24 protein-coding genes and 1 other annotated feature are annotated in these 25,280 nt (G+C 44.8%); of the genes, 8 read left to right on the forward strand and 16 right to left on the reverse strand.

Translation table 11 applies throughout. From position 1 onward, the window contains the following. The 5 genes from motB to I2123_RS14935 all read right to left on the reverse strand — a co-directional run bounded on the left by motB (window position 1) and on the right by I2123_RS14935 (window position 5,353). Complete coding sequence (gene motB, locus I2123_RS14915; RefSeq protein ID WP_213050865.1) at window positions 1–1,206, reverse strand: flagellar motor protein MotB; 1,206 nt, start codon at window positions 1,204–1,206, stop codon at window positions 1–3. Beyond that, complete coding sequence (gene motA / locus I2123_RS14920) at window positions 1,203–2,090, reverse strand: flagellar motor stator protein MotA (protein WP_112164376.1); 888 nt, start codon at window positions 2,088–2,090, stop codon at window positions 1,203–1,205. Before motA ends, motB begins: the two co-directional genes overlap by 4 nt. A gap of 180 nt (window positions 2,091–2,270) precedes the next feature. Then, the gene (flhC, locus tag I2123_RS14925) at window positions 2,271–2,879 is read right to left on the reverse strand and encodes a flagellar transcriptional regulator FlhC (RefSeq protein ID WP_112164377.1); all 609 of its coding nucleotides are present in this window, start codon (window positions 2,877–2,879) and stop codon (window positions 2,271–2,273) included. Between the two features lie 22 nt (window positions 2,880–2,901). Then, window positions 2,902–3,246: a flagellar transcriptional regulator FlhD gene (flhD, locus tag I2123_RS14930; RefSeq protein WP_056769592.1), complete on the reverse strand. Its 345-nt coding sequence runs from the start codon at window positions 3,244–3,246 to the stop codon at window positions 2,902–2,904. A 1,282-nt stretch (window positions 3,247–4,528) separates the two neighbouring features. Beyond that, window positions 4,529–5,353 carry an SDR family oxidoreductase gene (locus tag I2123_RS14935; RefSeq protein ID WP_213050866.1) on the reverse strand — a complete coding sequence of 275 codons (825 nt, stop codon included), beginning with the start codon at window positions 5,351–5,353 and terminating at the stop codon, window positions 4,529–4,531. 327 nt (window positions 5,354–5,680) lie between these two features. Next, window positions 5,681–5,802 (forward strand) — a sequence feature (His leader region). 92 nt (window positions 5,803–5,894) lie between these two features. On the opposite strand from I2123_RS14935, the gene hisG reads away from it, so the two are divergent. From hisG to hisIE, 8 genes are read left to right on the forward strand one after another with little or no spacing between them, the layout of a single operon-like run. Next, window positions 5,895–6,794, forward strand: coding sequence for an ATP phosphoribosyltransferase (hisG, locus tag I2123_RS14940; protein WP_056769589.1), 900 nt, complete (start codon window positions 5,895–5,897; stop codon window positions 6,792–6,794). 4 nt (window positions 6,795–6,798) lie between these two features. Then, a complete protein-coding gene (gene hisD / locus I2123_RS14945) occupies window positions 6,799–8,115 on the forward strand; it encodes a histidinol dehydrogenase (protein ID WP_112164379.1) in 1,317 nt (438 codons plus the stop codon). Then, complete coding sequence (hisC, locus tag I2123_RS14950) at window positions 8,112–9,239, forward strand: histidinol-phosphate transaminase (protein WP_213050867.1); 1,128 nt, start codon at window positions 8,112–8,114, stop codon at window positions 9,237–9,239. The genes hisD and hisC overlap by 4 nt, the downstream gene beginning before the upstream one ends. Before the next feature lie 11 nt (window positions 9,240–9,250). Beyond that, window positions 9,251–10,318 (forward strand): bifunctional histidinol-phosphatase/imidazoleglycerol-phosphate dehydratase HisB, encoded by a 1,068-nt coding sequence (gene hisB / locus I2123_RS14955; protein WP_213052529.1) that lies wholly within the window; start codon window positions 9,251–9,253, stop codon window positions 10,316–10,318. Next, window positions 10,318–10,908, forward strand: a complete 591-nt coding sequence (gene hisH, locus I2123_RS14960) for an imidazole glycerol phosphate synthase subunit HisH (protein ID WP_112164381.1) — start codon at window positions 10,318–10,320, stop codon at window positions 10,906–10,908. Before hisB ends, hisH begins: the two co-directional genes overlap by 1 nt. A gap of 5 nt (window positions 10,909–10,913) precedes the next feature. Further along, on the forward strand, window positions 10,914–11,651 hold the full coding sequence (hisA, locus tag I2123_RS14965) for a 1-(5-phosphoribosyl)-5-[(5-phosphoribosylamino)methylideneamino]imidazole-4-carboxamide isomerase (protein ID WP_213050868.1): 738 nt from the start codon (window positions 10,914–10,916) through the stop codon (window positions 11,649–11,651). Beyond that, a complete protein-coding gene (gene hisF, locus I2123_RS14970; RefSeq protein WP_112164383.1) occupies window positions 11,633–12,406 on the forward strand; it encodes an imidazole glycerol phosphate synthase subunit HisF in 774 nt (257 codons plus the stop codon). The genes hisA and hisF overlap by 19 nt, the downstream gene beginning before the upstream one ends. A gap of 23 nt (window positions 12,407–12,429) precedes the next feature. Beyond that, window positions 12,430–13,044, forward strand: coding sequence for a bifunctional phosphoribosyl-AMP cyclohydrolase/phosphoribosyl-ATP diphosphatase HisIE (hisIE, locus tag I2123_RS14975; protein WP_112164506.1), 615 nt, complete (start codon window positions 12,430–12,432; stop codon window positions 13,042–13,044). 75 nt (window positions 13,045–13,119) lie between these two features. Here hisIE and wzzB read toward each other — a convergent pair whose 3' ends face one another. The 11 genes from wzzB to rfbA all read right to left on the reverse strand — a co-directional run bounded on the left by wzzB (window position 13,120) and on the right by rfbA (window position 25,247). After that, complete coding sequence (gene wzzB, locus I2123_RS14980; RefSeq protein ID WP_213050869.1) at window positions 13,120–14,112, reverse strand: LPS O-antigen chain length determinant protein WzzB; 993 nt, start codon at window positions 14,110–14,112, stop codon at window positions 13,120–13,122. 234 nt (window positions 14,113–14,346) lie between these two features. Further along, window positions 14,347–15,756, reverse strand: a complete 1,410-nt coding sequence (gene gndA / locus I2123_RS14985; RefSeq protein WP_213050870.1) for an NADP-dependent phosphogluconate dehydrogenase — start codon at window positions 15,754–15,756, stop codon at window positions 14,347–14,349. 145 nt (window positions 15,757–15,901) lie between these two features. Beyond that, a complete protein-coding gene (locus I2123_RS14990; RefSeq protein ID WP_244879830.1) occupies window positions 15,902–17,044 on the reverse strand; it encodes a glycosyltransferase family 4 protein in 1,143 nt (380 codons plus the stop codon). Window positions 17,045–17,057: 13 nt separating this feature from the next. After that, window positions 17,058–18,005: a glycosyltransferase gene (locus tag I2123_RS14995; RefSeq protein WP_244879831.1), complete on the reverse strand. Its 948-nt coding sequence runs from the start codon at window positions 18,003–18,005 to the stop codon at window positions 17,058–17,060. Between the two features lie 49 nt (window positions 18,006–18,054). After that, window positions 18,055–19,152, reverse strand: coding sequence for an EpsG family protein (locus tag I2123_RS15000; RefSeq protein ID WP_213050871.1), 1,098 nt, complete (start codon window positions 19,150–19,152; stop codon window positions 18,055–18,057). A gap of 59 nt (window positions 19,153–19,211) precedes the next feature. Further along, on the reverse strand, window positions 19,212–20,099 hold the full coding sequence (locus I2123_RS15005; protein ID WP_213050872.1) for a glycosyltransferase family A protein: 888 nt from the start codon (window positions 20,097–20,099) through the stop codon (window positions 19,212–19,214). 18 nt (window positions 20,100–20,117) lie between these two features. Next, window positions 20,118–21,263: a polysaccharide pyruvyl transferase family protein gene (locus I2123_RS15010; protein ID WP_213050873.1), complete on the reverse strand. Its 1,146-nt coding sequence runs from the start codon at window positions 21,261–21,263 to the stop codon at window positions 20,118–20,120. An 11-nt stretch (window positions 21,264–21,274) separates the two neighbouring features. Beyond that, on the reverse strand, window positions 21,275–22,774 hold the full coding sequence (locus I2123_RS15015; protein WP_213050874.1) for an oligosaccharide flippase family protein: 1,500 nt from the start codon (window positions 22,772–22,774) through the stop codon (window positions 21,275–21,277). A gap of 51 nt (window positions 22,775–22,825) precedes the next feature. Continuing rightward, window positions 22,826–23,809: a nitroreductase family protein gene (locus I2123_RS15020; RefSeq protein WP_213050875.1), complete on the reverse strand. Its 984-nt coding sequence runs from the start codon at window positions 23,807–23,809 to the stop codon at window positions 22,826–22,828. Continuing rightward, the gene (rfbC, locus tag I2123_RS15025; RefSeq protein ID WP_213050876.1) at window positions 23,800–24,363 is read right to left on the reverse strand and encodes a dTDP-4-dehydrorhamnose 3,5-epimerase; all 564 of its coding nucleotides are present in this window, start codon (window positions 24,361–24,363) and stop codon (window positions 23,800–23,802) included. Before rfbC ends, I2123_RS15020 begins: the two co-directional genes overlap by 10 nt. Window positions 24,364–24,368: 5 nt before the next feature. Continuing rightward, window positions 24,369–25,247 (reverse strand): glucose-1-phosphate thymidylyltransferase RfbA, encoded by an 879-nt coding sequence (rfbA, locus tag I2123_RS15030; RefSeq protein ID WP_112164394.1) that lies wholly within the window; start codon window positions 25,245–25,247, stop codon window positions 24,369–24,371. Between the last annotated feature and the right edge of the window lie 33 nt (window positions 25,248–25,280).

A 25,280-nucleotide genomic window follows, 5' to 3' on the forward strand; every position in this document is an offset into this window, starting at 1 on the left:
TCACCTCTGCTGTGAATCGCGGCTTGTTGATGTGGTCGCAGGTGCCGTGCCTGCTGCGACAGCCGGAGCTGCCGTCGCTGCCTGAGCGTCTGCCGATGGTGTGGCTGGCGCCTGCGTCTCAATCCTGGTTGTGGTTACTGTGGTTACCGCTGTTGCTGATTCTGATGACACTGCTGGTGCTGAAGGTTCGGGGGCAGCAGCGGCAGGTGCCGGACTCATCGTCGGTGCCACGGACGGCGCTGACTGAGCTTGCGGAACCTCACTTTGTGTTGCCTGAACTTTCGGAGCCAGCGCAGGCGCGGTACTGCGGCCTGGGACTTGTCTTTGCAGCTCGCCCGCGTCACTGATAGTGATCGCTTCGCCCTCGCTGTTTTCCCGTTCAATAGCTTCCTCAGCGTGTTTGTTGAGGACCAAAATACTGATACGACGATTGATCGCGTCGCCTGCCGGATGATTTTTGAGCTGCATGGTCGATCCCATGCCCATCACCCGCAGCACTTTTCCTTCGCTCAGCCCACCGATGATCATTTCGCGACGTGACGCATTGGCACGGTCGGTCGATAATTCCCAGTTGCTGTAGCCGCGTTCGCCCTGCGCATAAGGCATGTCATCGGTATGACCGGCCAGACTGATTTTGTTCGGAAAATCATCCAAAACAGGGCCAATCGCGCGCAGAATGTCGCGCATGTACGGCTCAACGATGGCACTGCCCAGCTGGAACATCGGGCGGTTCTTGCTGTCGATGATCTGAATGCGTAACCCCTGTTCGGTCAGGTTAATCATCAGATGCGGACGCAGTCCTTTTAAGCGCGGATCCGAGGCCAGCATCTCTTCGAGTTTTTCCTGCAACTTCTTCAGGTCGCCGGTTTCACGAATTTCGCGGGCATCGCCCTGCGACTGGATCATCTTATGCACTTCGCCGTCCTGCACGGTCGGATCTTCCCCGCCGCCTGGGATCGGGCTGGTCGCATCGCTGCTGCGCGGGCCGCCGGTAATGGCCACCGCCAGCGGCGTACGGAAGTATTCGGCAATCTGCACCAATTCTTTAGGGCTGGAGATCGAAATCAGCCACATCACCAGAAAGAAGGCCATCATCGCCGTCATAAAGTCAGCGTAAGCAATCTTCCATGAACCGCCGTGATGCCCGCCGCCGTGTTTACTCTTTTTCTTACGTACAACAACGATGGGATGGCTTTGATGCTTCATACGTTTTCTTCTTCAGCTTGTTTCTGTGGTGATTTAACCTGGCGAACGTGCTCCTCCAGTTCGATAAAGGAAGGGCGTTCTGTGGTGTAAAGCGTCTTACGGCCAAACTCGACGGCGATTTGTGGTGCATAGCCGTTGAGGCTCGAGAGCAATGTCACTTTGATGCACTGCATCATTTTTGTGTTTTCAGCACTCTTCTGGCGCAGCAGGCTGGCAAGTGGAGATACGAATCCGTACGCCAGCAAAATGCCGAGGAAGGTACCGACCATCGCATGCGCGATCAGTGCGCCAAGCTCTGCCGCCGGACGGTCTGCTGCGGCCAGGGTGTGGACGATCCCCATGACAGCGGCGACGATACCGAACGCCGGAAGTGAATCCCCCACCAGCGCCAGGCTGTTGGCCGGCACTTCACTTTCGTGCTCGTGGGCTTCGATCTCTTCATCCATCAGCGCTTCAATCTCAAACGCATTCATGTTGCCGCTGACCATCAGACGTAAATAGTCAGTCAGATATTCCACTAAATGTTTATCGGCAAGGATGCGCGGATAATTAGCGAAAATGTCACTTTCTGCAGGATTGTCGATGTCATTTTCCAGCGACAGCATCCCCTGTTGGCGCGATTTGGCTAATAAGCGGTAAAGCAAGGCCATTAAATCCATGTACAACGCTTTGTTGTATTTGGACGCGCGGAACAGCTGCGGCATCGCGCGCATGGTGGATTTAATCGCTTTACCGTTGTTACCGACGAAGAAGGCACCGATACCGGCACCGCCGATGATCAGTAATTCTGCTGGTTGGTATAACGCGCCCAGTTCCCCGCCGACGAGCATGAAACCGCCAAACACTGAGCCCAGCACCACGATGTAACCTATTATCACTAGCACGATGAATCCTTAATTCGATGTGGTTTTAGGGCGAGGAAAAGCGCATCGCCGTGAGCCTGCCGAAATCTATGCAACGCAAAACGATTGCATAAACGGTGCCAGACAAAGGCAAAGAGATGAGGGGATAAATAGGGAGCGGTGTTACCACCGCCCAGGCATTCTTACTGCGACCCTGACATCTCAGACTGCGCGCTTGACCTTTTCGTCCAGCTCTTGAGATGTTATATCGGCAACCTGCGGGGAAAGTTTACGTTTTTTTACTGCGCGGGATGGGGGTTGGCAAAGACTGCAAACAAACCCGTGGCGGGGCTGGTGTGCATGGGTAATAAATGAGCCGTCACAACAGTTGCAGGCGGAAAGCTGCAACATGCCGCTGTCGACAAAACGTACCAGTGTCCAGGCGCGGGTCAGCGCTAAAATCGGCGCTTCACCCGGCTGTTCAGGGCACTGTTCGAGGTACAAACGATAGGCACTGATCACCGCTTCGACGCCATTACAATGCCCGCTCTTCATCAGAAAAGAGTATGCGTTGTAAAACATCGAAGAGTGAATGTTTTGTTCCCAGGTCATGAACCAGTCCGTTGAGAACGGCAACATGCCCTTCGGTGGCGGGCTGCCACGTAATTCTTTATAAAGTTTTATCAGACGGCCACGGCTTAATTGCGTTTCGCTTTCCAGCATCTGCAATCTCGCGCCCAGTGAAATCAGCTCCATGGCAAGCTGAATATCACGTGCTTCCTGAACAATGCTTTTTTCCGCCGGTTTAACTGGCGTGTCTTTGATTAGCATGTTGCGCCCTTAATCGACATGACTACGCCCTTTTCTTCATGGCGCCGCTGTCTCTCGCCGCCAGACCTTTAAGCAGGTGGCTCGACAACAGGATACCGGTATGGATTTGTTGCAAATCGTCAACGCGGGATTCCTGAGTCAGGCGTTCAATGGTCTTACTGTCATCAAAGCGGAACTGGCAAAGAAGCTGATTCGTTTCAGCTAATTTCACCATTTGTGGCAACGTAAGTTGACCTAAAGCATCTGCCATCACGTCATCTATCCCTAAACGGAACATCGCGGAGGCTTTTTCGTCGTTAATCAAACGCTGTGCCAAAAGTAAATATGACAGGTTGATATCATATATGTGCTTAAGCAATTCGGACATGCTGTTCTACCCCATTACCGATGCCACATTTTTAATGTGGCTGATTGATAGACATATTCCATGCAGCAAGAGTTTTACCCGGCTTGTCAGGGAGTATTTTTTCACTATCAAAACAATTAGATCATTGGCTGATTAATAAATCTCACGTCGTAAATATGGATTTATCCCGCGGTATTTACTTCACCGCCAATACAAGGTTGTTCCTGATGTAAACTAAATTAAGTGTGACAATTGCAATGCTAAGTAATCTTCAAACATATCAGTTTTGGTGTACTGGCAGGGTCCGTTGCTGTGATGGCGTGTCGTTCAGTGAAACGCTTTTACATACATTATTAGGAATAATCTTACTACGACGCAACTCTACCCCTCTTTCCTTTATACATACAATCTAACTGATCACGAATTTTGAATAAAGTGTGACGCACATCACACTATTGAAATTTATTTTATCCTAAAAAGCGCAATTTATCGTAAAAATTTGCGCAGTTTTAACGCAAAAGTAAAAAAGCATCTAAAAACCTGCCTCCAGACTGCTTTTTTGACGGGTTTTGAGATCATTTTGTACAAAGACCGCCTAAAGCCAAATGATAAGAATAATCCTAACTTAAGCATAGACCTAACAGTGAATTGTGCTGGTAATTTCTGATAGTGCGATCATTGTGCTAAACGTGCTCAACCCAGTCAGCATGCGGGATGTGGGGGATTTGCGTTAAGGAATTTTGGTTAAAAATGATGCGAAAGGTTTTGAAAACGTGAACAACTACACGATTTGAAAAGTAAAAAGACAATGAGTGTAAGAAAATGTGTTGGGGTACGGGAAGTCATCCGGTGAGCAGACCAGATTGATAAGCAGATGTGATGTTACGCGGGCAGTGTGCCTTCATTCGTTATCGGCAAACTTCACAATAACTTTAGTGATTAGACTTAAAAAAGTGGTTTATACCGGATAATCACAAATAAAAAGATGTCGATTAGGATTTTTATTACCTATACAGCAGCCTTCTCCCCTTTTCAGGAGAAAAAAACGCATGAGGAACATCTCTGACAACCCCATCAGCGCAGTGAGTTAATCAACCAGCGAAATAAAGGGTTATTGAAGAGGGTTTTTTAAATAAAGAAAGTGAAGTTAACTCTGATGATGTGATTATGGAGGAAGAAAACTTTCATTCAAAAGCTGTCTGTTCATTACCCAATGCGTAATTCTGATTGAATGAACCTGCCGCTCATTGCGGCAGGTCATAACTTAATATTATTACTCGCAGAGTAATGGTTGCGACATCGCTTAGAAAGGCATCGTCCGCGGATCGGGATATTGATATTCGAAACCCAGCTCTTTGCAGATGCGCTCGCCGTCCACAGTTTTACCTTTCGATGCTGACGCTTCTTCAGCAAACGTCGGCGCTTCCAGCCCCATCTGACGCGCCAGGGCCGGATAGAATTCGGACTTAGCCGGATGATGCGGTGCACAGAGATTATAGGTGTGGCCGCCTTTCGGCAGACTCAGCAATAAGGTGATCGCGGCGATCACATCATCCTGATGCACCAGGTTTACGCCATTTTGTCCGCCCTTCACGTCGGTCTTGCCGGCCATGAAACGCCCCGGATGGCGATCGCCCCCCACCAGCCCGGCCAAACGTAAGACATCCACCGAGGTATGCGGCAGGCTGTGTAACCAGTTTTCCAACTCTTTAAGCACTTTGCCGCTGGAGGTGACAGGCTCAAGCGCTGAACCTTCGCGCACTGTACCTTCTCTTTCACCATAGACGGAGGTCGAGCTGGTAAAAATGATGCGCGGAACGTTATGCGCCAGCGCGCTGTCGGTCAGCAGCTGTACCGCCTGAAAATAGAGTTCGCTGCCTTCGACAGTTCTGCGTGCCGGTAACGTAATAATCAGAGCATCGACGTTCAGCAGCTTATCCAGATCTTCTGCCTCGCATTCCATATGAGGGGTAAACACTAACGGATAGCAGTCGATGCCAACCATTCTGGCCGCGTCCACGCCATCGGGGGTAGTTTTGCTGCCCACCACGTCGTAGCCTCTGGCCGCCAGCGCCATCGCCAGAGGCATTCCCAGCCAACCTAACCCTATAATCGAAACCTTCTTCATATCTCACTCCCTTTGCTCTGTGACCGATGGTCGCCGGGCGCCATCTGCCGGTCTCTTTATCTCTACCCTTTATACTAGCCCTTCCATCCTTATAGATGCGTAAGCTTTTCTCCGGGACTGTTAACAGATCATTCATTTTATCGATGAAAGAGACCCTGCCGATAAGAAAAACTCATCATCGGAAAAAAAGGTTGCGCTCAAGCCGCCCGATAGTTTAGTTTTATTGGCAACCGAATTTGATTTGTGTGGCGAATGTTTTTAGTTAAAACATCGCGGCACTGAATGAACTTAACGAGATACGAAAATGACAAACGTTCTGATTAACCACCATCATCACCATCACCCTGACTAGTCTTGCAGGCGATTGGTGCTGGAAGACTGTCTAGATCTTCCAGTGGAGCAGAACGCAGAGAAAGCCCCCGGAAGATGACTTCCGGGGGCTTTTTTTTGTCCCAACGAATTGAAGTAAAAGCATTTGTACAAAAACTCTGCACACAACATTTACGATATTAAAACTGAAAATAAAGAAATTGAGGTCATCATGCTGGATAAAACACGTTTACGGATAGCAATGCAGAAATCTGGTCGCCTGAGCGACGAGTCACGCGAACTTCTGGCTCGCTGTGGGATTAAAATCAATCTGCAGGAACAACGCCTGATCGCTTTCGCAGAAAACATGCCGATCGATATTTTGCGCGTACGTGATGACGACATTCCGGGACTGGTCATGGATGGCGTGGTCGATCTGGGTATCATCGGTGAGAACGTGCTGGAAGAAGAGTTGCTGGCCCGCCGCGCACAGGGTGAAGATCCGCGTTACTTCACTCTGCGTCGTCTGGATTTCGGCGGTTGCCGCCTGTCATTGGCCACTCCGCTCGATGCTGAATACACTGGCCCGCAAAGCCTGCAAAATTCCCGTATCGCCACATCTTATCCTCACCTGCTCAAGCAATATCTCGACAAACAAGGCGTTGATTTCAAATCCTGCCTGCTGAACGGCTCCGTAGAAGTCGCGCCGCGCGCCGGTCTTTCTGATGCCATTTGCGACCTGGTCTCCACCGGCGCAACGCTCGAAGCCAACGGCCTGCGCGAAGTTGAAGTGATTTACCGCTCGAAAGCCTGCCTGATCCAGCGCGATGGCGAAATGCCGGAAGCTAAACAGCAACTGATCGACAAAATGATGACCCGTATTCAGGGCGTGATTCAGGCGCGCGAATCCAAATACATTATGTTGCACGCGCCAAGTGAGCGTCTGGACGAGATCGTTGCCCTGCTGCCGGGCGCTGAACGTCCGACCATTTTGCCGCTGGCCGGCGATCAGCAGCGCGTGGCGATGCACATGGTCAGCAGCGAAACGTTGTTCTGGGAAACCATGGAGAAACTGAAAGCGCTGGGCGCCAGTTCGATTCTGGTTCTGCCAATCGAAAAAATGATGGAGTAATGCCATGCAGCCAAACGCGTTCACTACCCCGATTGACTGGCAGCAATGCGACGAACAACAGCGTCGCAGCCTGCTGACCCGTCCGGCGATTTCGGCATCCGACCGTATTACCGAATCTGTCAGCGAGATCCTGCGTCGCGTGCGCAGCGAAGGTGACAGTGCGTTGCGCGAGTTTTGCGCCCGCTTTGATAAGACTGAAGTGCAAGACCTGCGCGTGACTGCGGCACAGATCGAGGCAGCATCGGCGCGTTTAGGTGATGACGTGAAACAGGCGATGGCACACGCCGTTCGCAACATTAATACGTTCCATCAGGCGCAGAAGCTGGCGGTGGTGGATATCGAAACTCAGCCAGGCGTGCGTTGCCAGCAGCTGACCCGACCGATCCAGTCGGTAGGTTTGTATATTCCGGGCGGTTCTGCACCGCTGGTATCAACCGTATTAATGTTAGCGACCCCGGCGCGGATCGCCGGGTGCCAAAAGGTCGTGCTGTGTTCTCCGCCGCCGATTGCTGATGAAATTCTGTATGCCGCGCAACTGTGTGGCGTGGAAGAGGTGTATCAGCTGGGCGGCGCGCAGGCGATTGCCGCGCTGGCATTTGGCACCGAGAGCGTTCCGCGTGTGGCGAAAATCTTCGGTCCGGGCAATGCTTATGTGACGGAAGCGAAACGTCAGGTGAGCCAGAGTCTGGATGGTGCGGCGATCGATATGCCTGCCGGTCCGTCCGAAGTACTGGTGATCGCCGACAGTGGCGCAACGCCGGATTTCGTGGCCTCTGATTTGCTGTCTCAGGCCGAACATGGCCCGGATTCGCAGGTGATTTTACTGACGCCTGACATGAAGATGGCGCAGGCCGTTGGCGAAGCGGTAGAACGCCAGCTGCAAACCCTGTCGCGCAGCGAAATTGCCCGTCAGGCGCTGGCCAGTAGCCGTCTGATCGTCGCAAAAGATATCGCGCAATGTATCGAAATCAGTAATGCCTACGGCCCTGAGCATTTAATCCTGCAAACCCGTGAGCCGGAACAGCTGGTGGACAGCATCACCAGCGCCGGTTCAGTGTTCCTCGGCGACTGGTCACCGGAATCGGCGGGCGATTATGCCTCCGGCACCAACCACGTTTTGCCGACTTACGGTTACACGGCCACCTGTTCCAGCCTCGGTCTGGCAGATTTCCAGAAACGGATGACCGTTCAGCAGTTAACGCCCGAAGGTTTATTGGGTCTGGCCACGACTATCGAAACGCTGGCGCAGGCGGAGCAACTGACCGCGCACAAAAATGCCGTGACGCTGCGGGTGAACGCGCTGAAGGAGCAAGGATTATGAGCGATGAAAATACGCTGAGCATTCAGGCTCTGGCACGCCAGAACGTGCGCGAGCTGACGCCTTATCAGTCTGCCCGCCGTCTGGGTGGCAACGGCGATGTGTGGCTGAACGCCAACGAATACGCCATTGCGCCGCAGTTCGAACTCACCGCGCAGACGTTTAACCGTTACCCCGAATGTCAGCCCGCGCTGGTCATTAATCGCTACGCTGCTTACGCCGGTGTCGATCCTGAACAGGTGCTGGTCAGCCGTGGGGCTGACGAAGGCATCGAACTCTTGATCCGCGCTTTCTGCGAACCAGGCAAAGACGCTATCCTTTATTGCCCGCCTACGTATGGCATGTACAGCGTCAGCGCGGAGACCATTGGTGTGCAAGCCCGCACCGTCGCCGCGAAAGCCGACTGGTCGCTGGATCTCCCGGCCATCCAGGCCGCGCTGGACGGCGTGAAGCTGGTGTATGTGTGCAGCCCGAACAATCCGACCGGGAATCTCATCGATCCGGCAGAGCTTCGCGCCGTGTTAGAGATGACGCGTGGCCGCGCTATCGTGGCCATCGACGAAGCCTATATAGAGTTTTGTCCGCAGGCGACGGTCACCGGCTGGTTGCAGGAATATCCGCATCTGGCGGTGCTGCGCACGCTGTCAAAAGCGTTCGCGCTGGCTGGCCTGCGTTGCGGATTCACCCTCGGAAACAGTGAACTTATCGCTCTGTTAATGAAAGTCATTGCACCTTATCCGTTATCCACACCGGTCGCCGATATCGCGGCACAGGCACTGGCCCCGGAAGGTCTGGCGATTATGCGTCAGCGTGTGGCTGAAGTGAGTGAAAACCGCGCCTGGCTGATGGCCGAACTGAACCAATGCGACTGTGTGGAACAGGTCTTCCAAAGTGAAACCAACTACGTGCTCGCGCGTTTCACCGCCTCGAGCGCCGTGTTTAAAAATCTCTGGGATCAGGGCATTATCCTTCGTGATCAGAACAAGCAACCGGGGCTTTCCGGCTGCTTACGTATTACCATCGGTACACGGCAGGAACTTCAGCGGGTGATTGACGCCCTGCAACCGTTACCGGGCGCTAATCCCCCCCTTATTGAACAGAACAGCCCCCGCAAGGAGCACATGTGAGCCAGAGTCCTATATTGCAGAAAACGCTTTTTATTGACCGCGACGGCACCCTGATTTCAGAGCCGCCGGAGGATTTCCAGGTCGATCGTCTGGATAAACTGGCACTGGAGCCGGGCGTGATCCCTGCCCTGCTGTCGCTGCAAAATGCGGGCTTTAAGCTGGTGATGATCACCAATCAGGACGGTCTCGGAACCGACAGTTTCCCGCAGGAAACCTTCGATCCGCCGCACAACCTGATGATGCAGATCCTGACCTCGCAGGGCATCGTATTTGATGAAGTGCTCATCTGCCCGCATCTGCCAGCCGATCATTGCGACTGTCGTAAACCGAAAACTAAACTGGTACAGGGTTATCTGGAAAGTGGCGTGCTTGATACAGCCAACAGTTATGTCATCGGCGATCGTGATACCGATGTTCAGCTGGCCGCCAACATGGGCATCGCCGGTCTGCGTTATCAGCGCGATACCCTGAACTGGGGGGCGATTGCCGATCAGCTCACCAAACGCGATCGTCACGCTAAAGTTAACCGCGTTACACGCGAAACGGCTATCGATGTGGATGTCTGGCTGGATCGCGAAGGCGACAGCAAAATCCGTACCGGAGTGGGTTTCTTCGACCACATGCTGGATCAGATTGCCACCCACGGCGGTTTCCGCATGAACATCGAAGTGAAAGGTGATTTGTATATCGACGATCACCACACCGTTGAAGATACCGCGCTGGCGCTGGGCGAAGCCCTGAACAAAGCGCTGGGCGATAAACGCGGCATCGGCCGTTTCGGCTTTGTGCTGCCAATGGATGAATGTCTGGCGCGATGCGCACTGGATATTTCCGGGCGTCCGCATCTGGAATATAAAGCCGAGTTTAACTACCAGCGCGTCGGGGATCTGAGCACCGAGATGGTCGAGCACTTCTTCCGCTCCCTGTCTTACGCGATGGCCTGTACCCTGCACCTGCGCACCAAAGGTAAGAACGATCACCACCGTGTAGAAAGCCTGTTTAAGGCGTTTGGCCGCACGTTACGCCAGGCGATCCGCGTTGATGGCAACACCCTGCCGAGCTCTAAAGGAGTGCTGTGATGAATGTCGTTATCCTTGATACCGGCTGCGCCAACCTCTCTTCCGTGAAGTATGCGGTTCAGCGTCTGGGCTACGAGCCGACGGTGAGCCGTGAAGCAGAGATTGTATTGCAGGCAGATAAGCTGTTTTTACCGGGCGTGGGCACCGCGCAGGCGGCGATGGAACAGCTTGAGCAACGCGAGCTGATTGAGCTGATTAAAGCTTGTACTCAGCCAGTGCTCGGCATCTGTCTGGGTATGCAGTTGCTGGCATCCTCCAGCGAAGAAAATGGCGGTATCGATACGCTGGGCATCATCGAGACACCGGTGATGCGGATGCAGGATCATGGTCTGCCATTACCGCACATGGGCTGGAATCAGGTTATCGCCAACGCCGACAGCCATTTATTCCGCGGCATTGATGAAAATGCTTACTTCTATTTCGTCCACGGATTTGCCATGCCGGTATGCAAAAACACCGTTGCCCAAACCCTTTACGGCGAGCCGTTCAGCGCCGCCGTACAAAAAGACAACTTCTTCGGCGTGCAGTTTCATCCCGAACGTTCCGGTGCCGCGGGCGCGCAGTTGCTGAAAAACTTTCTGGAGATGTAAACAGCATGATTATTCCCGCTTTGGATTTGATCGAAGGCAGCGTGGTGCGTTTGCATCAGGGCGATTACGGTCAGCAGCGTGACTACGGTAACGATCCTCTGCCACGTTTGCAGGATTACCAGCAGCAAGGCGCGCAGGTTTTACATCTGGTGGATTTGACCGGTGCGAAAGATCCGGCAGCACGCCAGATCCCTTTGCTGAAAAAGTTATTAGCCGGAGTATCCGTGCCGGTTCAGGTTGGTGGCGGCATCCGCAATGAGCAGGACGTCGAAGCTTTATTAAGCGCCGGCGCCACTCGCGTGGTGGTGGGTTCAACGGCGGTAAAAGATCCGGCAACCGTACAAGGCTGGTTCAGCCGTTTTGGCGCGGATGCACTGGTGCTGGCGCTGGACGTGCGTATTGATGCGAACGGCATGAAAAATGTCGCCATCAGCGGCTGGCAGGAAAACTCCAATGCCACACTCGAGCAGATTGTTGAACAATACCTGCCGTTTGGCCTTAAACACGTGCTGTGCACGGATATCTCCCGCGACGGCACGCTCGCCGGATCCAACGTTGAACTTTATCGCGAAGTGACAGCGCGCTATCCGCAAGTGGCATTCCAGGCTTCCGGCGGTATCGGTTCTCTGGACGACATCGCGCAGCTGCGAGACAGCGGCGTCGAAGGCGTAATCGTCGGACGAGCGTTGCTCGATGGCAAATTTAATGTGACGGAGGCAATCTCATGCTGGCAAAACGGATAATCCCCTGCCTTGATGTGAAAGACGGTCAGGTAGTCAAAGGCGTGCAGTTCCGCAATCACGAAATCATCGGCGACATCGTGCCATTAGCGCAGCGTTATGCGCAGGAAGGCGCTGACGAACTGGTGTTCTACGATATCACCGCCTCCAGTGATGGCCGCGTAGTGGATAAAAGCTGGGTGTCACGCGTGGCGGAAGTCATCGACATTCCTTTTTGTGTCGCAGGTGGCATTAAAACGCTGGAAGATGCCGGTCGCATTTTGCAGTTCGGCGCTGACAAGATTTCCATCAACTCCCCTGCACTGGCCGACCCGACGCTTATCAGCCGTCTTGCAGACCGATATGGTGTACAGTGCATCGTCGTGGGTATTGATACCTGGCACGACGCCGCGACCGGCACCTATCAAGTGCATCAGTTCACCGGCGACGAAGCGCGCACCAAAATCACCACCTGGCAAACCATCGACTGGGTGAAGGAAGTGCAGGAGCGCGGCGCCGGAGAAATTGTGCTGAACATGATGAATCAGGACGGCGTGCGTAACGGCTACGATCTTGAACAACTGAAAATGATCCGCGAAGTGTGTCACGTACCGCTTATCGCCTCCGGCGGAGCAGGCACCATGCCGCACTTCCTGGAAGCGTTCGCAGAAGCACGCGTTGATGGCGCACTGGCAGCGTCGGTGTTCCACAAACAAATTATTAATATTGGCGAGCTGAAAAGCTACTTAGCCGAAAATGGCGTGGAGATCCGCTTGTGAGTAATCAAGAATCAAAAACCAGTCTGCTGACCGGTGAACAAATAAGCCAGCTCGACTGGGTAAAAGTCGATAACCTGATGCCAGCGATTATCCAGCATGCTGTTTCCGGCGAAGTTCTGATGCTCGGATATATGAACCAGGAAGCGCTAAACGTCACACAATCTTCTGGCAAAGTAACCTTTTGGTCACGCACTAAAGAACGTTTGTGGACTAAGGGTGAAACCTCTGAAAACTATCTCAACGTAGTCAGCATCACCCCGGATTGCGATAACGATACGTTGCTGGTACTGGTAAATCCTGTCGGCCCGACCTGCCATAAAGGCAACAACAGTTGCTTCCATCCTGCCGAAACCGACTGGGCGTTCCTGTATCAGCTCGAAGAACTTCTGGCCTCGCGCAAAACAGCCGATCCTGAAAGCTCTTACACCGCGAAGCTTTACGCCAGCGGCACCAAGCGTATTGCGCAGAAAGTCGGAGAAGAAGGTGTAGAAGTTGCGCTGGCGGCTACCGTCAATGACCGCTTTGAACTGAAAAACGAAGCCTCAGATTTGGTATATCATCTGCTGGTACTGCTGCAGGATCAGGATCTGAACCTGAGCGCAGTGATCGAGAATCTGCGTCAGCGTCATAAGAAGTAACGCTAACCGACAGATATAAAAAAGCCGCCTTTGCGTAAGCATTGGCGGCTTTTTGTTTAGTGTTAATGACAACTATTATTCCTGAACGGAATATTGCTTAATCGCATTCCTACCTAAGACAAACCCCGCGCCCAGGACTGCTCCCATTAAGGCACCAATAACTAATATCAGACCTTTTTTAGGGCTATCACGACGTATCGGCATATTGGGTTTCATTTCGTAACGCAATGCATATGTCGACTCAGGATTAGACTTTAGTGCACTGATGGCAATAAGCGCCTGACGCGTTTTGTAATAGTTATCATCAAGAGGCAAGGGACGCGTTGCTTCATTTTTGATGGTTGCAGAAAGTGCATCGCTGCCCAGAACGAACAGCGTATCCTCTGAAAGAGTCTCAGCTTGCTGGACGCGTGTATCTTTTATATTCGACTGTTGAGCAATAACTAAAGCCTGATTAAGTATCTCTAAACGCTTAGCTTTTCTTTCTTGTGCAACTTTAACCTGACTTTGCAGGCTCTCATTCAAATCTTTAATTTTAGAAGCAACGCTGGTTTGTAAGTCATCTTCAAGCTCTGTCACAGTTCGTTTATTTATCTGTTGAATATATGTCGTCAGCGTTTTGCGCGCTTCACCTGCACTCTCGCCTATATAACTAATCCTAAGAGGAACATTTTGAGATTTAACAGCGGGAGTAATAACAAGCTGTTCGGGATTTTCCTGACTATCCAACTGCTCAGACAAAGCAACAATTGCCGAGTTAAATCTGCCAAAAAAACGCTGCTGAACATCGATAACCGTTGGCGCATTAGAAGGATTCTGACTGTAAAGCACGTTCATTGCATTACTATAGTTAGCAATTTGCCCTGAATCGGGGTAGGTCACAATGGCTTCGGAGGTCCATTTTTCCTTAGTCACAAACAAGTAAATCACTGCTAAAACAATCGCTGCTACAACAAAAGGAGCGATTGTCCACTTGCCACGCCATAGCTGCATAATAATGTCTAATAGATCGATTTCCTCACCGCGTTTTGACCCTTGACTTTTTATCATATTAATATCTTGATTCATGATTACCTTAATGGAATTTATTCACATTTATCAATTACATGCTCTTATAAATTATAGTCAGATTCACTTCAAAATACCTGTATGAAACAGTAAATAACTCATAGGAATGCACCGAATTTGGCTGCACATAGAACAACTCATAAAAATCAATGAGTTAAGAAGCAAAAACAAAGTTTTCTGAAAAAAAGACCCCTTCAAGAAGGGGCCTTATCATTAATTTATAGAGCTAGTGACTTAATCCAACCATTCGGTGTGGAATACGCCTTCTTTGTCAGTGCGTTTGTAAGTATGTGCACCGAAGTAATCACGCTGTGCCTGGATCAGGTTAGCTGGCAGAACTGCTGAACGGTAGCTGTCATAGTAGTTGATAGCAGCGGAGAAGGTTGGCGTAGGAATACCGTTTTGAACAGCATAAGACACCACGTCACGCAGCGCTTGCTGATATTCGTCAGCAATATTTTTGAAATACGGAGCCAGCAGCAGGTTAGCGATAGATGCATTTTCCGCATAAGCATCGGTAATTTTCTGCAGGAACTGAGCGCGGATGATACAACCGGCACGGAAAATCTTCGCGATTTCGCCGTAGTTCAGATCCCAGTTGTTCTCGTCAGAAGACGCTTTCAACTGTGAGAAGCCCTGAGCATAGGAAACGATTTTGCCCAGATAAAGAGCGCGACGTACTTTCTCGATGAACTCTGCTTTATCGCCTTCGAAAGGTTTAACAGCCGGGCCAGAAAGCACCTTAGATGCTGCGACACGTTGATCTTTCAAAGAAGACAGGTAACGGGCAAAGACAGACTCGGTGATAAGCGTCAGTGGCTCGCCAAGATCCAAAGAGCTCTGGCTAGTCCATTTACCGGTACCTTTGTTCGCTGCTTCATCCAGAATCACATCTACCAGATATTTACCTTCTTCATCTTTCTTGGTGAAGATATCTTTGGTGATGTCGATCAGATAGCTGTTCAGCTCGCCTTTGTTCCAATCTGCGAAGGTGGACGCCAGCTCTTCGTTGTTCAGGTTCAGAGACTGTTTCAGCAATGAATAGGCTTCAGCAATCAGCTGCATGTCACCGTATTCGATGCCATTGTGAACCATCTTAACGTAGTGACCTGCACCATCTGCACCGATGTAAGCAACACAAGCATCGCCATCATCAGCACGGGCTGCGATTTTTTCAAGAATCGGAGCAACCAGCGCATACGCTTGTTTCTGTCCGCCAGGCATAATGGATGGGCCTTTCAGTGCGCCCTCTTCACCGCCGGATACACCGGTACCAATGAAGTTAAAGCCCTGCTCGGACAGTTCGCGGTTACGGCGAATAGTGTCTTTATAATAGGTATTGCCGCCATCGATGAGGATGTCGCCTTTATCCAGGTGCGGAGTCAGGGATGCGATGGTTTGGTCAGTTGCTTCACCGGCTTTCACCATCAGCAAGATACGACGTGGTTTTTCAAGCGAGTCAACAAACTCTTCGACGGTGTAGTGCGGTACAAGATTTTTACCCGGGTTTTCTGCGATGACTTCATCAGTCTTGTCGCCAGAACGGTTAAAAATGGAAACGGAATAACCACGGCTTTCGATGTTAAGCGCGAGGTTACGGCCCATGACCGCCATACCGACAACGCCGATCTGTTGTTTGGACATTACATACTCCTGTCAGGTTTGGTCGCCGCGACATGTGCACGGCTTAGAATGTATACCTGATGTTAACTCAGGTTCAATGAACATGGATAGTGGAAGATGCTCTCGTGATACAGCACTGAACAAAGCCTAGCCAAGCGGGCATATATCAAAAGGTGAGGTATTTCTTAAGCACATTATGATAGTCAGCGATAATAACTTTTTCATCAAACCGACTAATCATATACTCACGCCCTTTAAGCCCCATAGCCAGGCGCTCAACCGGTTCCATATTAATTATGTTACGCATACTTTGAGCAAGACTATCAGCATTCTTTACCTCACATAGAAAACCGGTTTTACAATCAATGACAACATTTCTACATCCTACATTGTCTGTTGTAATAATTGGTTTACCCATAGCGGCAGCTTCCATTAAGGTTCTGGGGATCCCTTCGCGATAATAAGAAGGAAGTACGATGCAATCAGTTTCACTGACGTTAGTTCGCACATCGTTTGTCACACCTAGGTATTCGATTACGCCTTCAGAATGCCAAGAATCGATTATATCTCGCGATATAGCACTTGGATTTTCTACATCGCATGCTCCGAGTAACTGAAATTTTACATTCGGATACTCGATCTTAATTTTACGCGCAGCTTCAACATATACACCCACACCTTTATCCCATAGCATTCTGGAAACTAATAAGAAAGTGATAGGTTTGCTATTATCCGATACTTCACAACTTACGGGTGAAAAGAAGTCTGTGTCAACACCTTCACCATCAAGGACAAATGCTTTTTCAATATTAATAATTTTCTTATCTACAAAAATAGACTTATCATCTTCATTCAAAAACCATACTTCCATTGCGAATTTAAAAGCAAAAGAATACAGACTAGAAATCATCTTAGTAAACACCGAGCTTTTATTAAAAGCATAACCAAGCCCAGTTGTGATAGCAATTGATTTATTACCCGACAAACCGGCTGCAATTGACCCATAAATATTTGGTTTTATCGTATAATGAAATATAAAATCAGGATTGATTCTTTTGTAAATATTTCTGAGCCTAAAAATTAAAAGTAGATCTATCAGAGGGTTTTTTCCTTGGGATGAAACAGCAACGCACTCGACCTCACAACCTAGCGCTTTAAGTTTATCTGTATATCTATCATCAGGCCCAATGATTGTGACCTTGTAGCCTTTGTTTAGAAAGTCCTTAATTATCCCTTTGCGGAAGTTATAGATAGACCATAAGGTATTAGCAACGAGAACAATATGAATTTTTATAATATGATTCAACATTTAATAACCAGCTTTATTTATAATAACCAAAGACAAAAAGTATCTTGAAGACATAATCATCAAGTTTTTTAACGCGTTTAACATTGCCCGTCAGAGCATATTTAATCCTTGAAACTATACTTCCCTGGGAATTTACAAACTTGCTGGTTAAGAGATACATTTCACTTTTTGTATTATCTGAACTACACATCATCAATAATTCATTTTGTTGACAAAGCAAATGCTTTGGTCTTTTACTTTCCTTGATGAACTGTTTTATTTTTGAATTTAAAATTGCAAAAAAACCGCTTTTCTTACCGACAACATTATTAGCATGCTGTCTGTATAGCAAGTAAGAATTATTGTCATAGATCACTTTTCCGTTATGCAAACCTAAAAGAAGAAAAAACCAGTCATGCATGACTATACGTTCAGAAATATTAGGAATATCTAAACTCAAAAACTTTCGTCTTAATGAGGCATTAAACACCATTGTGCAGCCAGGTGCGCAATTTTCAATCATCAGATTATTTAGAGAAAAATCACTTAGTGATGTAAATCTACCTATAAAATTAAGGTCTTGATCAACGTAATCGTAGGCTGAACAATACAGCAGTGGAATATCTTCACTATGTTGTTCTAACTTATCGATTGCTGCTTCGATTTTTAAGCTTTGCCACACATCATCTTGATCACAGAAAGCGTAATAGTCATATTCTGACACATGACTTACCAACCATAGAAAACTTTTTATGACTCCAACATTTTCACATTGATGGATAAAAACAGTAGAATAATTACTCTTGAATTCCCTGATAAGTATAGGTGTCCCGTCCGTTGACCCATCATCCCGAATATGTATATTTAACTCATAACGGGATTTTATATTAAGCAAGGAGTTTAATTGCTCACCTATATAGTTTTCACCATTATAAGATGATAATAGTATTGCAACTTTCTTTTTAGCATTTGATATAGGCATGTTAAAACCCTTTAACCTAAACTAAACTATGTATTTAATCATTTGTTGTTCACAAAAATATTAATGGCATAATACCTGAAGTATAATAGCCTGTTATTGCTAACATCATATGAAGAACTGAAACAATCACTAGAGCTGATTTTTTACCTTTAGCTGAATTTAAATACTCAGGAATGTTGGCCATTATAATTGGCAGGAATGGCAATACCCAATAATAGTTTCTAAAACTATAAGACATCTCTAGGAAGCTCAAGCAATAAAGCATCAAAAGCATTACTATTTTATAGAAAAATTGTGGAATCACTTTTCTGTAAATATAGAATATGGATAACATCGCCAATACCGATGCGATCATTGGTAACCGGCCCATAAAATTAAGATCATAGAAATAAGCAATAGGTGAGTCAAGATAACCAGTGATTTTTAAAATATAAGGTGAAACAAAACTAACTTTTGACAAAATAAAAGTTACAAGTGGAATAATATGCAATGGAATTACCATTGCGATAGTAGTCATTATGAAAATTAAAATATTCAATCTCACTGCATTCTTAAAAGAAAGAAACTTGCGTAAAATAACAGCTAATGCAACTACAATCGAAGACCAGTGAAAACCTAAGCCTATAATAAAGAATAGTATTGCTCGCTTTTTATGATTTTGGAAAAAATAACACAAAGAAATTGCTATAAACAAAAAAGCCATACCTTGTCTGTAGGCATTAAATACAAAATCGAGCGTAATTGAAAAAAACAAAAAGAAAACCAGCCCCAGAGACTGATATGGTTTATTAACACTTTTCTTAATCATCAGAACAGCTAAAAAAATAAATAACACCGAGAACAGATGATTAAAAAAAACGGGTTCAACATCAAGTTTTGAAAAAACTAAATATATAAAATTGAATGAATATTCGAAATATAAGGTACCATCTTTCAAATAATCTTTATATGCATCAAGATAGACTGGTTCATCAACACCATATCCATTCCTACTAAAATTTAATAAACAATAGGCACAAAAAATAATAACAACACCAATATCATCGGCCTTTTTAGCTGAGGTCACGGCAATAGCTAGCGCCAGTGCAAGCAAAATGATATGGACGAGGAAAAACAAAAAAACAATGCTATTTGAAAAGAGGTACATTATAGCCTCTGACACAGAAAGTCATTAGAATAATCAATTTAATAAATAATTCTATAAGTTTATTTTTGGCCATCAAATAATCGCCTACCTTTTTTAATAATGTAGAAACACAAAAAGTAGTAACGACGCAAGATCCAATATATTTGACATGGTCGAGAAAATAAACAGTTAAAAACTTTCGTTATTATCGATGCTTGAGAGACTATCTCTTTTTTTAGTGCAGCACCAACAATGGTAAAACAAATAACTTTACTGTTTATTGTTTTTAGAGGAAGTGTATTTATTTTATACTTATACCATCCAAGATGCTCAACAACTAATTCTTTATCTGTTCTGCAAGAGTATAATTCTGGACGCAAATATCTCATGTGGTCAGGATAAAGACATCCAGAAGACTCCATAGACCAATCCCATCTGAATATAGTTGCTGTTGTGTCAACCTGCGCAATATATAATTGATTTATTTTTTTATTCTCGTTATATAGTGACCTTTCCTGGTCAAGTATCTCTAAAAAATCATCCTGAGTAGATATATAATTCCAATCAAGAGATAAACCTAATTTTCCGACAACGATGTTACTGTCCATCTGACTTATCAAATAGCTCAACCAACAAGGTTTAGCCTTACAGTTAGAAAAGTCTATATCACCATCAGTAATAAAAAAATAAGGACTTGAGTGTAGGTTACGAACTTTTTTTAGCGTATCATTGAGCCCAAGAATCCAACGATTTTTTTTATTTTTGATAATTTCCAATTTATCCGAAAATCTCAAATTCAGACTGGTTAAGATAGCTAGGTGCTCTTGATCATCTGAATTATTATCAACTAAATAAATTTTTATATCAATCTTAGTAGTTTCAAATATTGAGTTTATGCAGTTTATAAGATCTTTACCCTCATTCCTAGTCATTACAACTATTGGGAATGTCGAATCCAAATTAACCATAGTGCTATTTCCCGCCAATTATATATCGCCTAAACTGTCAAGAAGAAAATTTTCAGATATTTTTCTTAATTCAGTTAACTTTGAATTAACTATTGCATAATCAATTGGTTGAATATTATTTATTTTATTTGACAAATCCTCTGCCGACGATACAATTCGGTTCTGAATCCCCAAAGCATCAAATAAGCTTTCTAAGCGAGATAAGCCTCTTGATTCATTTATACAGCAAATAAATTCTTTATTAAAAAGAATTGAAAAACATACACAATGGAATGAATCGGTAATGATTAAATCACTGGTCTTAATATTATTCAACCAGGTACCAACACTATAATATTCGTAGCTATCATTTATTCTGTTGTAATAAATATTAACTACTTTTTTAGACAAAGTAACTCCCAAACGTTCTATATTTGAGTTGAATCTCTCATCAATATCTAACTTATAATAAACAACATTGTTATACTGTGATGACTGGATTTCCTCTTCATTTATTATTTCTTCAAAAAACGACTTCCCGATTAAAAGAGTGGGATCAAGCACATGTATTGCGACTTTATTAAAATTTTTAATGCAAATTGTAACTCCTGAATTCTCCCTAACGGAAATGGCTGTAAAATCAGTAACATATTCTTTAATTTCTTCAGTTACTTTTTTATCATTGATTTCCCACATGTCCACACCAAAACTTGCAGCATAGGATATTTTTTTTGTAGGCTTAGAGATAAATCCCAAAAAATAGACTTTATAATCAGTTAAACGTGTATACATAGTTGGTCGCCACACCTGATCACTACCAACGATAACAGCACTATAATTTAAATTTTCGTTAATTAGTTCATTATAATTATCAAACCGTTTTGTTCTTTGGATCCACTTGTTCCGAAAATTTTCAAATACAGCATTATTATTTACGACGTGTTTAATAATAATAGGCTTACGTAATAAACGCTTCAGTATCGTAGTTAAACCAATTCTCTTAATGATGTTTTTTACTAAATCTGTTGAGTTACCAGCCTTTATTACGGGTGTAGATATGTAATCAATATGCTCAGCACTTATACACTTTCCTTTTAAAAAATTTTCGAGAGCTGCTGCTTGAAGAACAGCACCATAATTATGATCAGAATATTGAAAATTAATAATACCTACTTTAGTTGCCATTTCTATTCCTCTCATTTCCGCTTAATCATTTTAAAAACAACATTTCTTTCGTTTTTCGAATAAAAAACTAGCGTCAAAAACATTCCTAAAACACCAAGAGAAAATAACTCAACTAATAAATTAACACTAATTTTTTCAGAGAGATATTTTATATAATAAATCATCGTATAAAACATTAATAAAAATAATAATGAATTCAAGTGCGTCTTGAAAAAAGTGTTTTTTGGAATATTCATAATTGAGGCAGCATACCATGGGATGAAAACTGCGTTTTTAAGTGTCAATGTTAATGTATATGCAATGGCAATCCCATAGTAACCAAGTCCCGTTAATTTAAATAATATAAAGGATAGTGCTATTCCAACTAATGCTAATATGATATTAACTAATGCAGGCACCTGTATTTTCTTGACTGCTATATTAATAGACAAAATAGGCAATGTTCCAAGGTTAATTATTAAGGGTAACGTTACCAAACAAACTAAGGGAGATAAATGAGTAAATCCAGATCCTAACCAGAGGGTCAATATTTCTTTCGAAAATACACACAACAAAATGATTGGAACAGCTATTGTTAAACTCAATAATTTAACAAATGCTGTCGTCATAGAAATTAGTTGTTCAAGTTGTTTTTTTTCATACAATATAACCATCATTGGTCCAAGACTACTTGCCACAAGTCCTGCCATCGACCTTAACAAATCACTAAATTGTGTGGCAATTGAATATTCTCCATTTTCCTTACTACCCATTAAAGTATTAACTAATACAAGGTCTGTTTTTAAAAATAATATTGTCCCGACTTGGTCAAACAAAACCCAACCACTAAATGAAGTAATTTCCTTAACTTTACTTTTTCTAAAAAACCTTCTACTCAATAATAATTCTGGTGTTAAAAATCGCCATGTGATTATTGAATATACTAGATATATCAGTTCTGAAAATAAAATGGAGAATCCTATGTACGTTAAACTTATGTAATCGAGTTTAAGAAATACAAGTATCGATGTCACTTTAGTAATATTCCTCAAAATATTACCTATTTGCATAAGATCTATTCTATTTTTCGCATACATGGACACAGACAGAGATGAACTTAACATTGCTATCATGAAAGAAAACAATACGCACAGAAATAGATTTATCGTTTCTGGCTGATGCCCATTGGGTACTGTTAAAAAATCACCAATATGTACTATTGGATAGAATAAGCAAGCGACAAGTATTATCACATAAGAAATTATAAGAATGAAGGCAGTATTAAATATAACATTAGCTTCATCAATTTCATTTGAAATAAATTTTTCGATAAGAAATCTATTTACTGAAGCAGTCAATGACTGAGCAATCACCCCCATGTAAAATGTCAAAAATAACGCAATAGGGAGGATACCATAAACTTCCATCCCCAACTTTTTAACTAAAACCGGCGTTAATAATAAACCTATAAATATACTTATTAATAAATTTAGAAAATTAGCAGATATGTTTTTTATAATTTGATTTTTCATTATTTAATTCACGACCACCTCAATTTTACGTTTGAGGTGGTCTTATGATTGTTAATGTATTGTGTAGAAGTTATCAACCGGTAATCTTGGTGACTTCGCATATAATGCATTTTGGTTAGGAAAGCCAAATGCCAGAACAAGAACAATAACTTCATGGTCAGGTATTAATTTTAATTTTCTAAATCTCGCTTCAGTTCTCGCTGAGTTGCACCAGTTTAAGGGGCACGATGCTAAACCAAAGTTTTGCATTGCATACATGAGGTTCATGGCAAATATCCCCCCATCAGTATACGGTTGATTCCTTTCATCATGAGAATAAAATGCCCTTAAATCACTCGTCACAACGGCAATATAAGGTATATTATCTTGAAATCCAGCATTACCATTTTGGAAATCTAAAACCTGATTTTTTAACTCACCTGAAAAGTAATGTACTCTCCAATGTTGCCGATTACAGACAGATGGTGCCAAAATAGATAAATCGATGATATTATTTAATAGCTCGTTAGTAATCTCCTTGCTTTTAATTATATTGAAATTACGACAACTTCTCCTGCCACGAATCATATCACTGAATTTGCTTGTATTCTCTTCATAGGCTGGTAATATTTGATTATAACCGGCCAAGTCACATTCATGATGGTCAAAATCTTCAGCTGATATTTTCTTTATATTTTCAACAAAAAACATTGGTAATTCTTGTTTTTTTTCGGAATGATAATTAATGTAGGCTTTTAAAGAACCCAAACCAATATAATAAACTTGATCAGCACAAAATTCTTTCTTGTATGTAGCAAGATGATCAATTAAACGTGGTATGACTTCTTTACCAAAACCAAATTTAGGTTTTGGTAATGTAAATGCTTTCTCGATTCGGTGCTTATCTTGTAATATCCAGGCCTCTAATTTTTTCTGATCTTTCGATGCGCCTGAAGCTTTAGTATAAAATTTTTTAAATTTGAGATAATCACAGATAGCATTCATCTCAAGACCGATCAATGATATTATTTTAGCTTTGATTCTTTTTAATAGCATTTTACATTTCCCCCAATGAGTTCAGACAGCATTGGAGCCAGCTTGTCCTTTTCTGAAAGAACATATTCGCACCCAATCTTCGGCCATTCTATACCTAAAAATGGATCATTCCAGATCACATGCCCCTCTTTGTCTGGTGCATAGTAATTTGTCGTTTTATAGACAAACTCAGCCACTTTACTTACAACTAAGAAACCGTGGGCAAATCCTTCCGGGATCCATAACTGCCTTTTGTTCTCAGCAGAAAGAAAGACACCAACCCATTTACCGAACGTTGGCGAAGATTGGCGAATATCGACAGCAACATCAAATACTTCACCAACCACGCAGCGGACTAGCTTACCCTGAGCATAGGGTTCCATCTGATAGTGCAGGCCACGTAGTACACCCTTAACTGATTTAGAGTGGTTATCTTGCACAAACTCAATTTTACGCCCTACCGTCTCTTCGAATTTAGTTTGACTAAAACTTTCAAAGAAAAAACCACGATCATCACCAAATACTTTAGGCTCTAAAATCAATACATCTGGGATTTCAGTTTTAATAATTTGCATGAGTTTTAATAACCTTTAATCATCTTCAACAAATATTTGCCGTAATCATTTTTAATTAATGGGGCAGCCAATTTCTTAACCTGTTCTACATCGATAAAACCTTTGCGGAAGGCGATCTCTTCAGGGCACGCAACTTTTAACCCCTGACGAAGTTCAATAGTCTGAATAAAATTACTCGCTTCGATTAAACTCTGATGCGTGCCGGTATCCAGCCATGCGTATCCACGTCCCATCATGGCAACCGATAAACGCCCCTCTTCGAGATATAATCTGTTTATGTCAGTGATCTCATATTCTCCACGTGGTGATGGCTTCAATCCTTTAGCCATTTTGACAACACTGTTATCGTAGAAGTAAAGCCCCGTAACCGCATAATTGCTTTTTGGTTCTAATGGCTTCTCTTCGAGAGAGATAGCTTTACCTTCTTTATCAAACTCCACCACGCCGTAACGTTCCGGATCATGGACATGATAAGCAAACACGGTAGCACCAGACTCTTTGGCTACAGCAGCCTCTAACTGTTTCTGTAAATCATGCCCGTAGAAAATGTTGTCACCGAGTACCAGTGCACAATCATCATCACCAATAAACTCTTCGCCAATAACAAAAGCCTGAGCAAGACCATCAGGGCTTTCTTGAATTTTATACTGCAGGTTTAATCCCCACTGACTACCGTCGCCCAGCAGTTGCTCAAAACGTGGTGTGTCCTGGGGTGTACTGATAATGAGAATATCGCGGATACCGGCCAGCATAAGGGTGCTGATCGGGTAATAGATCATCGGCTTATCATAAATAGGTAACAGTTGTTTACTGACTGCCATTGTCACCGGGTACAGGCGCGTGCCTGATCCGCCAGCGAGAATAATACCTTTACGTGTGGTCATTTTAAGCTCTCAATTTTGTCGCTGCCCTTTAAC

It is taken from the genome of Rahnella inusitata, from assembly GCF_018288855.1.
GTDB classification, from domain to species: Bacteria; Pseudomonadota; Gammaproteobacteria; order Enterobacterales; family Enterobacteriaceae; genus Rahnella; species Rahnella inusitata.

Excerpts from the sequence above, each read along its gene's own strand:
- motB (WP_213050865.1), bottom strand. The coding sequence starts at position 1,206 with ATGAAGCATCAAAGCCATCCCATCGTTGTTGTACGTAAGAAAAAGAGT.
- hisG (WP_056769589.1), top strand. The coding sequence starts at position 5,895 with ATGCTGGATAAAACACGTTTACGGATAGCAATGCAGAAATCTGGTCGC.
- I2123_RS15020 (WP_213050875.1), bottom strand. The coding sequence starts at position 23,809 with ATGCTATTAAAAAGAATCAAAGCTAAAATAATATCATTGATCGGTCTT.
- gndA (WP_213050870.1), bottom strand. The coding sequence starts at position 15,756 with ATGTCCAAACAACAGATCGGCGTTGTCGGTATGGCGGTCATGGGCCGT.
- hisC (WP_213050867.1), top strand. The coding sequence starts at position 8,112 with ATGAGCGATGAAAATACGCTGAGCATTCAGGCTCTGGCACGCCAGAAC.
- I2123_RS14995 (WP_244879831.1), bottom strand. The coding sequence starts at position 18,005 with ATGCCTATATCAAATGCTAAAAAGAAAGTTGCAATACTATTATCATCT.
- hisF (WP_112164383.1), top strand. The coding sequence starts at position 11,633 with ATGCTGGCAAAACGGATAATCCCCTGCCTTGATGTGAAAGACGGTCAG.
- I2123_RS14990 (WP_244879830.1), bottom strand. The coding sequence starts at position 17,044 with ATGTTGAATCATATTATAAAAATTCATATTGTTCTCGTTGCTAATACC.
- hisA (WP_213050868.1), top strand. The coding sequence starts at position 10,914 with ATGATTATTCCCGCTTTGGATTTGATCGAAGGCAGCGTGGTGCGTTTG.
- I2123_RS15015 (WP_213050874.1), bottom strand. The coding sequence starts at position 22,774 with ATGAAAAATCAAATTATAAAAAACATATCTGCTAATTTTCTAAATTTA.
- I2123_RS14935 (WP_213050866.1), bottom strand. The coding sequence starts at position 5,353 with ATGAAGAAGGTTTCGATTATAGGGTTAGGTTGGCTGGGAATGCCTCTG.
- rfbC (WP_213050876.1), bottom strand. The coding sequence starts at position 24,363 with ATGCAAATTATTAAAACTGAAATCCCAGATGTATTGATTTTAGAGCCT.
- hisH (WP_112164381.1), top strand. The coding sequence starts at position 10,318 with ATGAATGTCGTTATCCTTGATACCGGCTGCGCCAACCTCTCTTCCGTG.
- flhD (WP_056769592.1), bottom strand. The coding sequence starts at position 3,246 with ATGTCCGAATTGCTTAAGCACATATATGATATCAACCTGTCATATTTA.
- wzzB (WP_213050869.1), bottom strand. The coding sequence starts at position 14,112 with ATGAATCAAGATATTAATATGATAAAAAGTCAAGGGTCAAAACGCGGT.
- rfbA (WP_112164394.1), bottom strand. The coding sequence starts at position 25,247 with ATGACCACACGTAAAGGTATTATTCTCGCTGGCGGATCAGGCACGCGC.
- I2123_RS15005 (WP_213050872.1), bottom strand. The coding sequence starts at position 20,099 with ATGGTTAATTTGGATTCGACATTCCCAATAGTTGTAATGACTAGGAAT.
- flhC (WP_112164377.1), bottom strand. The coding sequence starts at position 2,879 with ATGCTAATCAAAGACACGCCAGTTAAACCGGCGGAAAAAAGCATTGTT.
- I2123_RS15010 (WP_213050873.1), bottom strand. The coding sequence starts at position 21,263 with ATGGCAACTAAAGTAGGTATTATTAATTTTCAATATTCTGATCATAAT.
- hisD (WP_112164379.1), top strand. The coding sequence starts at position 6,799 with ATGCAGCCAAACGCGTTCACTACCCCGATTGACTGGCAGCAATGCGAC.
- I2123_RS15000 (WP_213050871.1), bottom strand. The coding sequence starts at position 19,152 with ATGTACCTCTTTTCAAATAGCATTGTTTTTTTGTTTTTCCTCGTCCAT.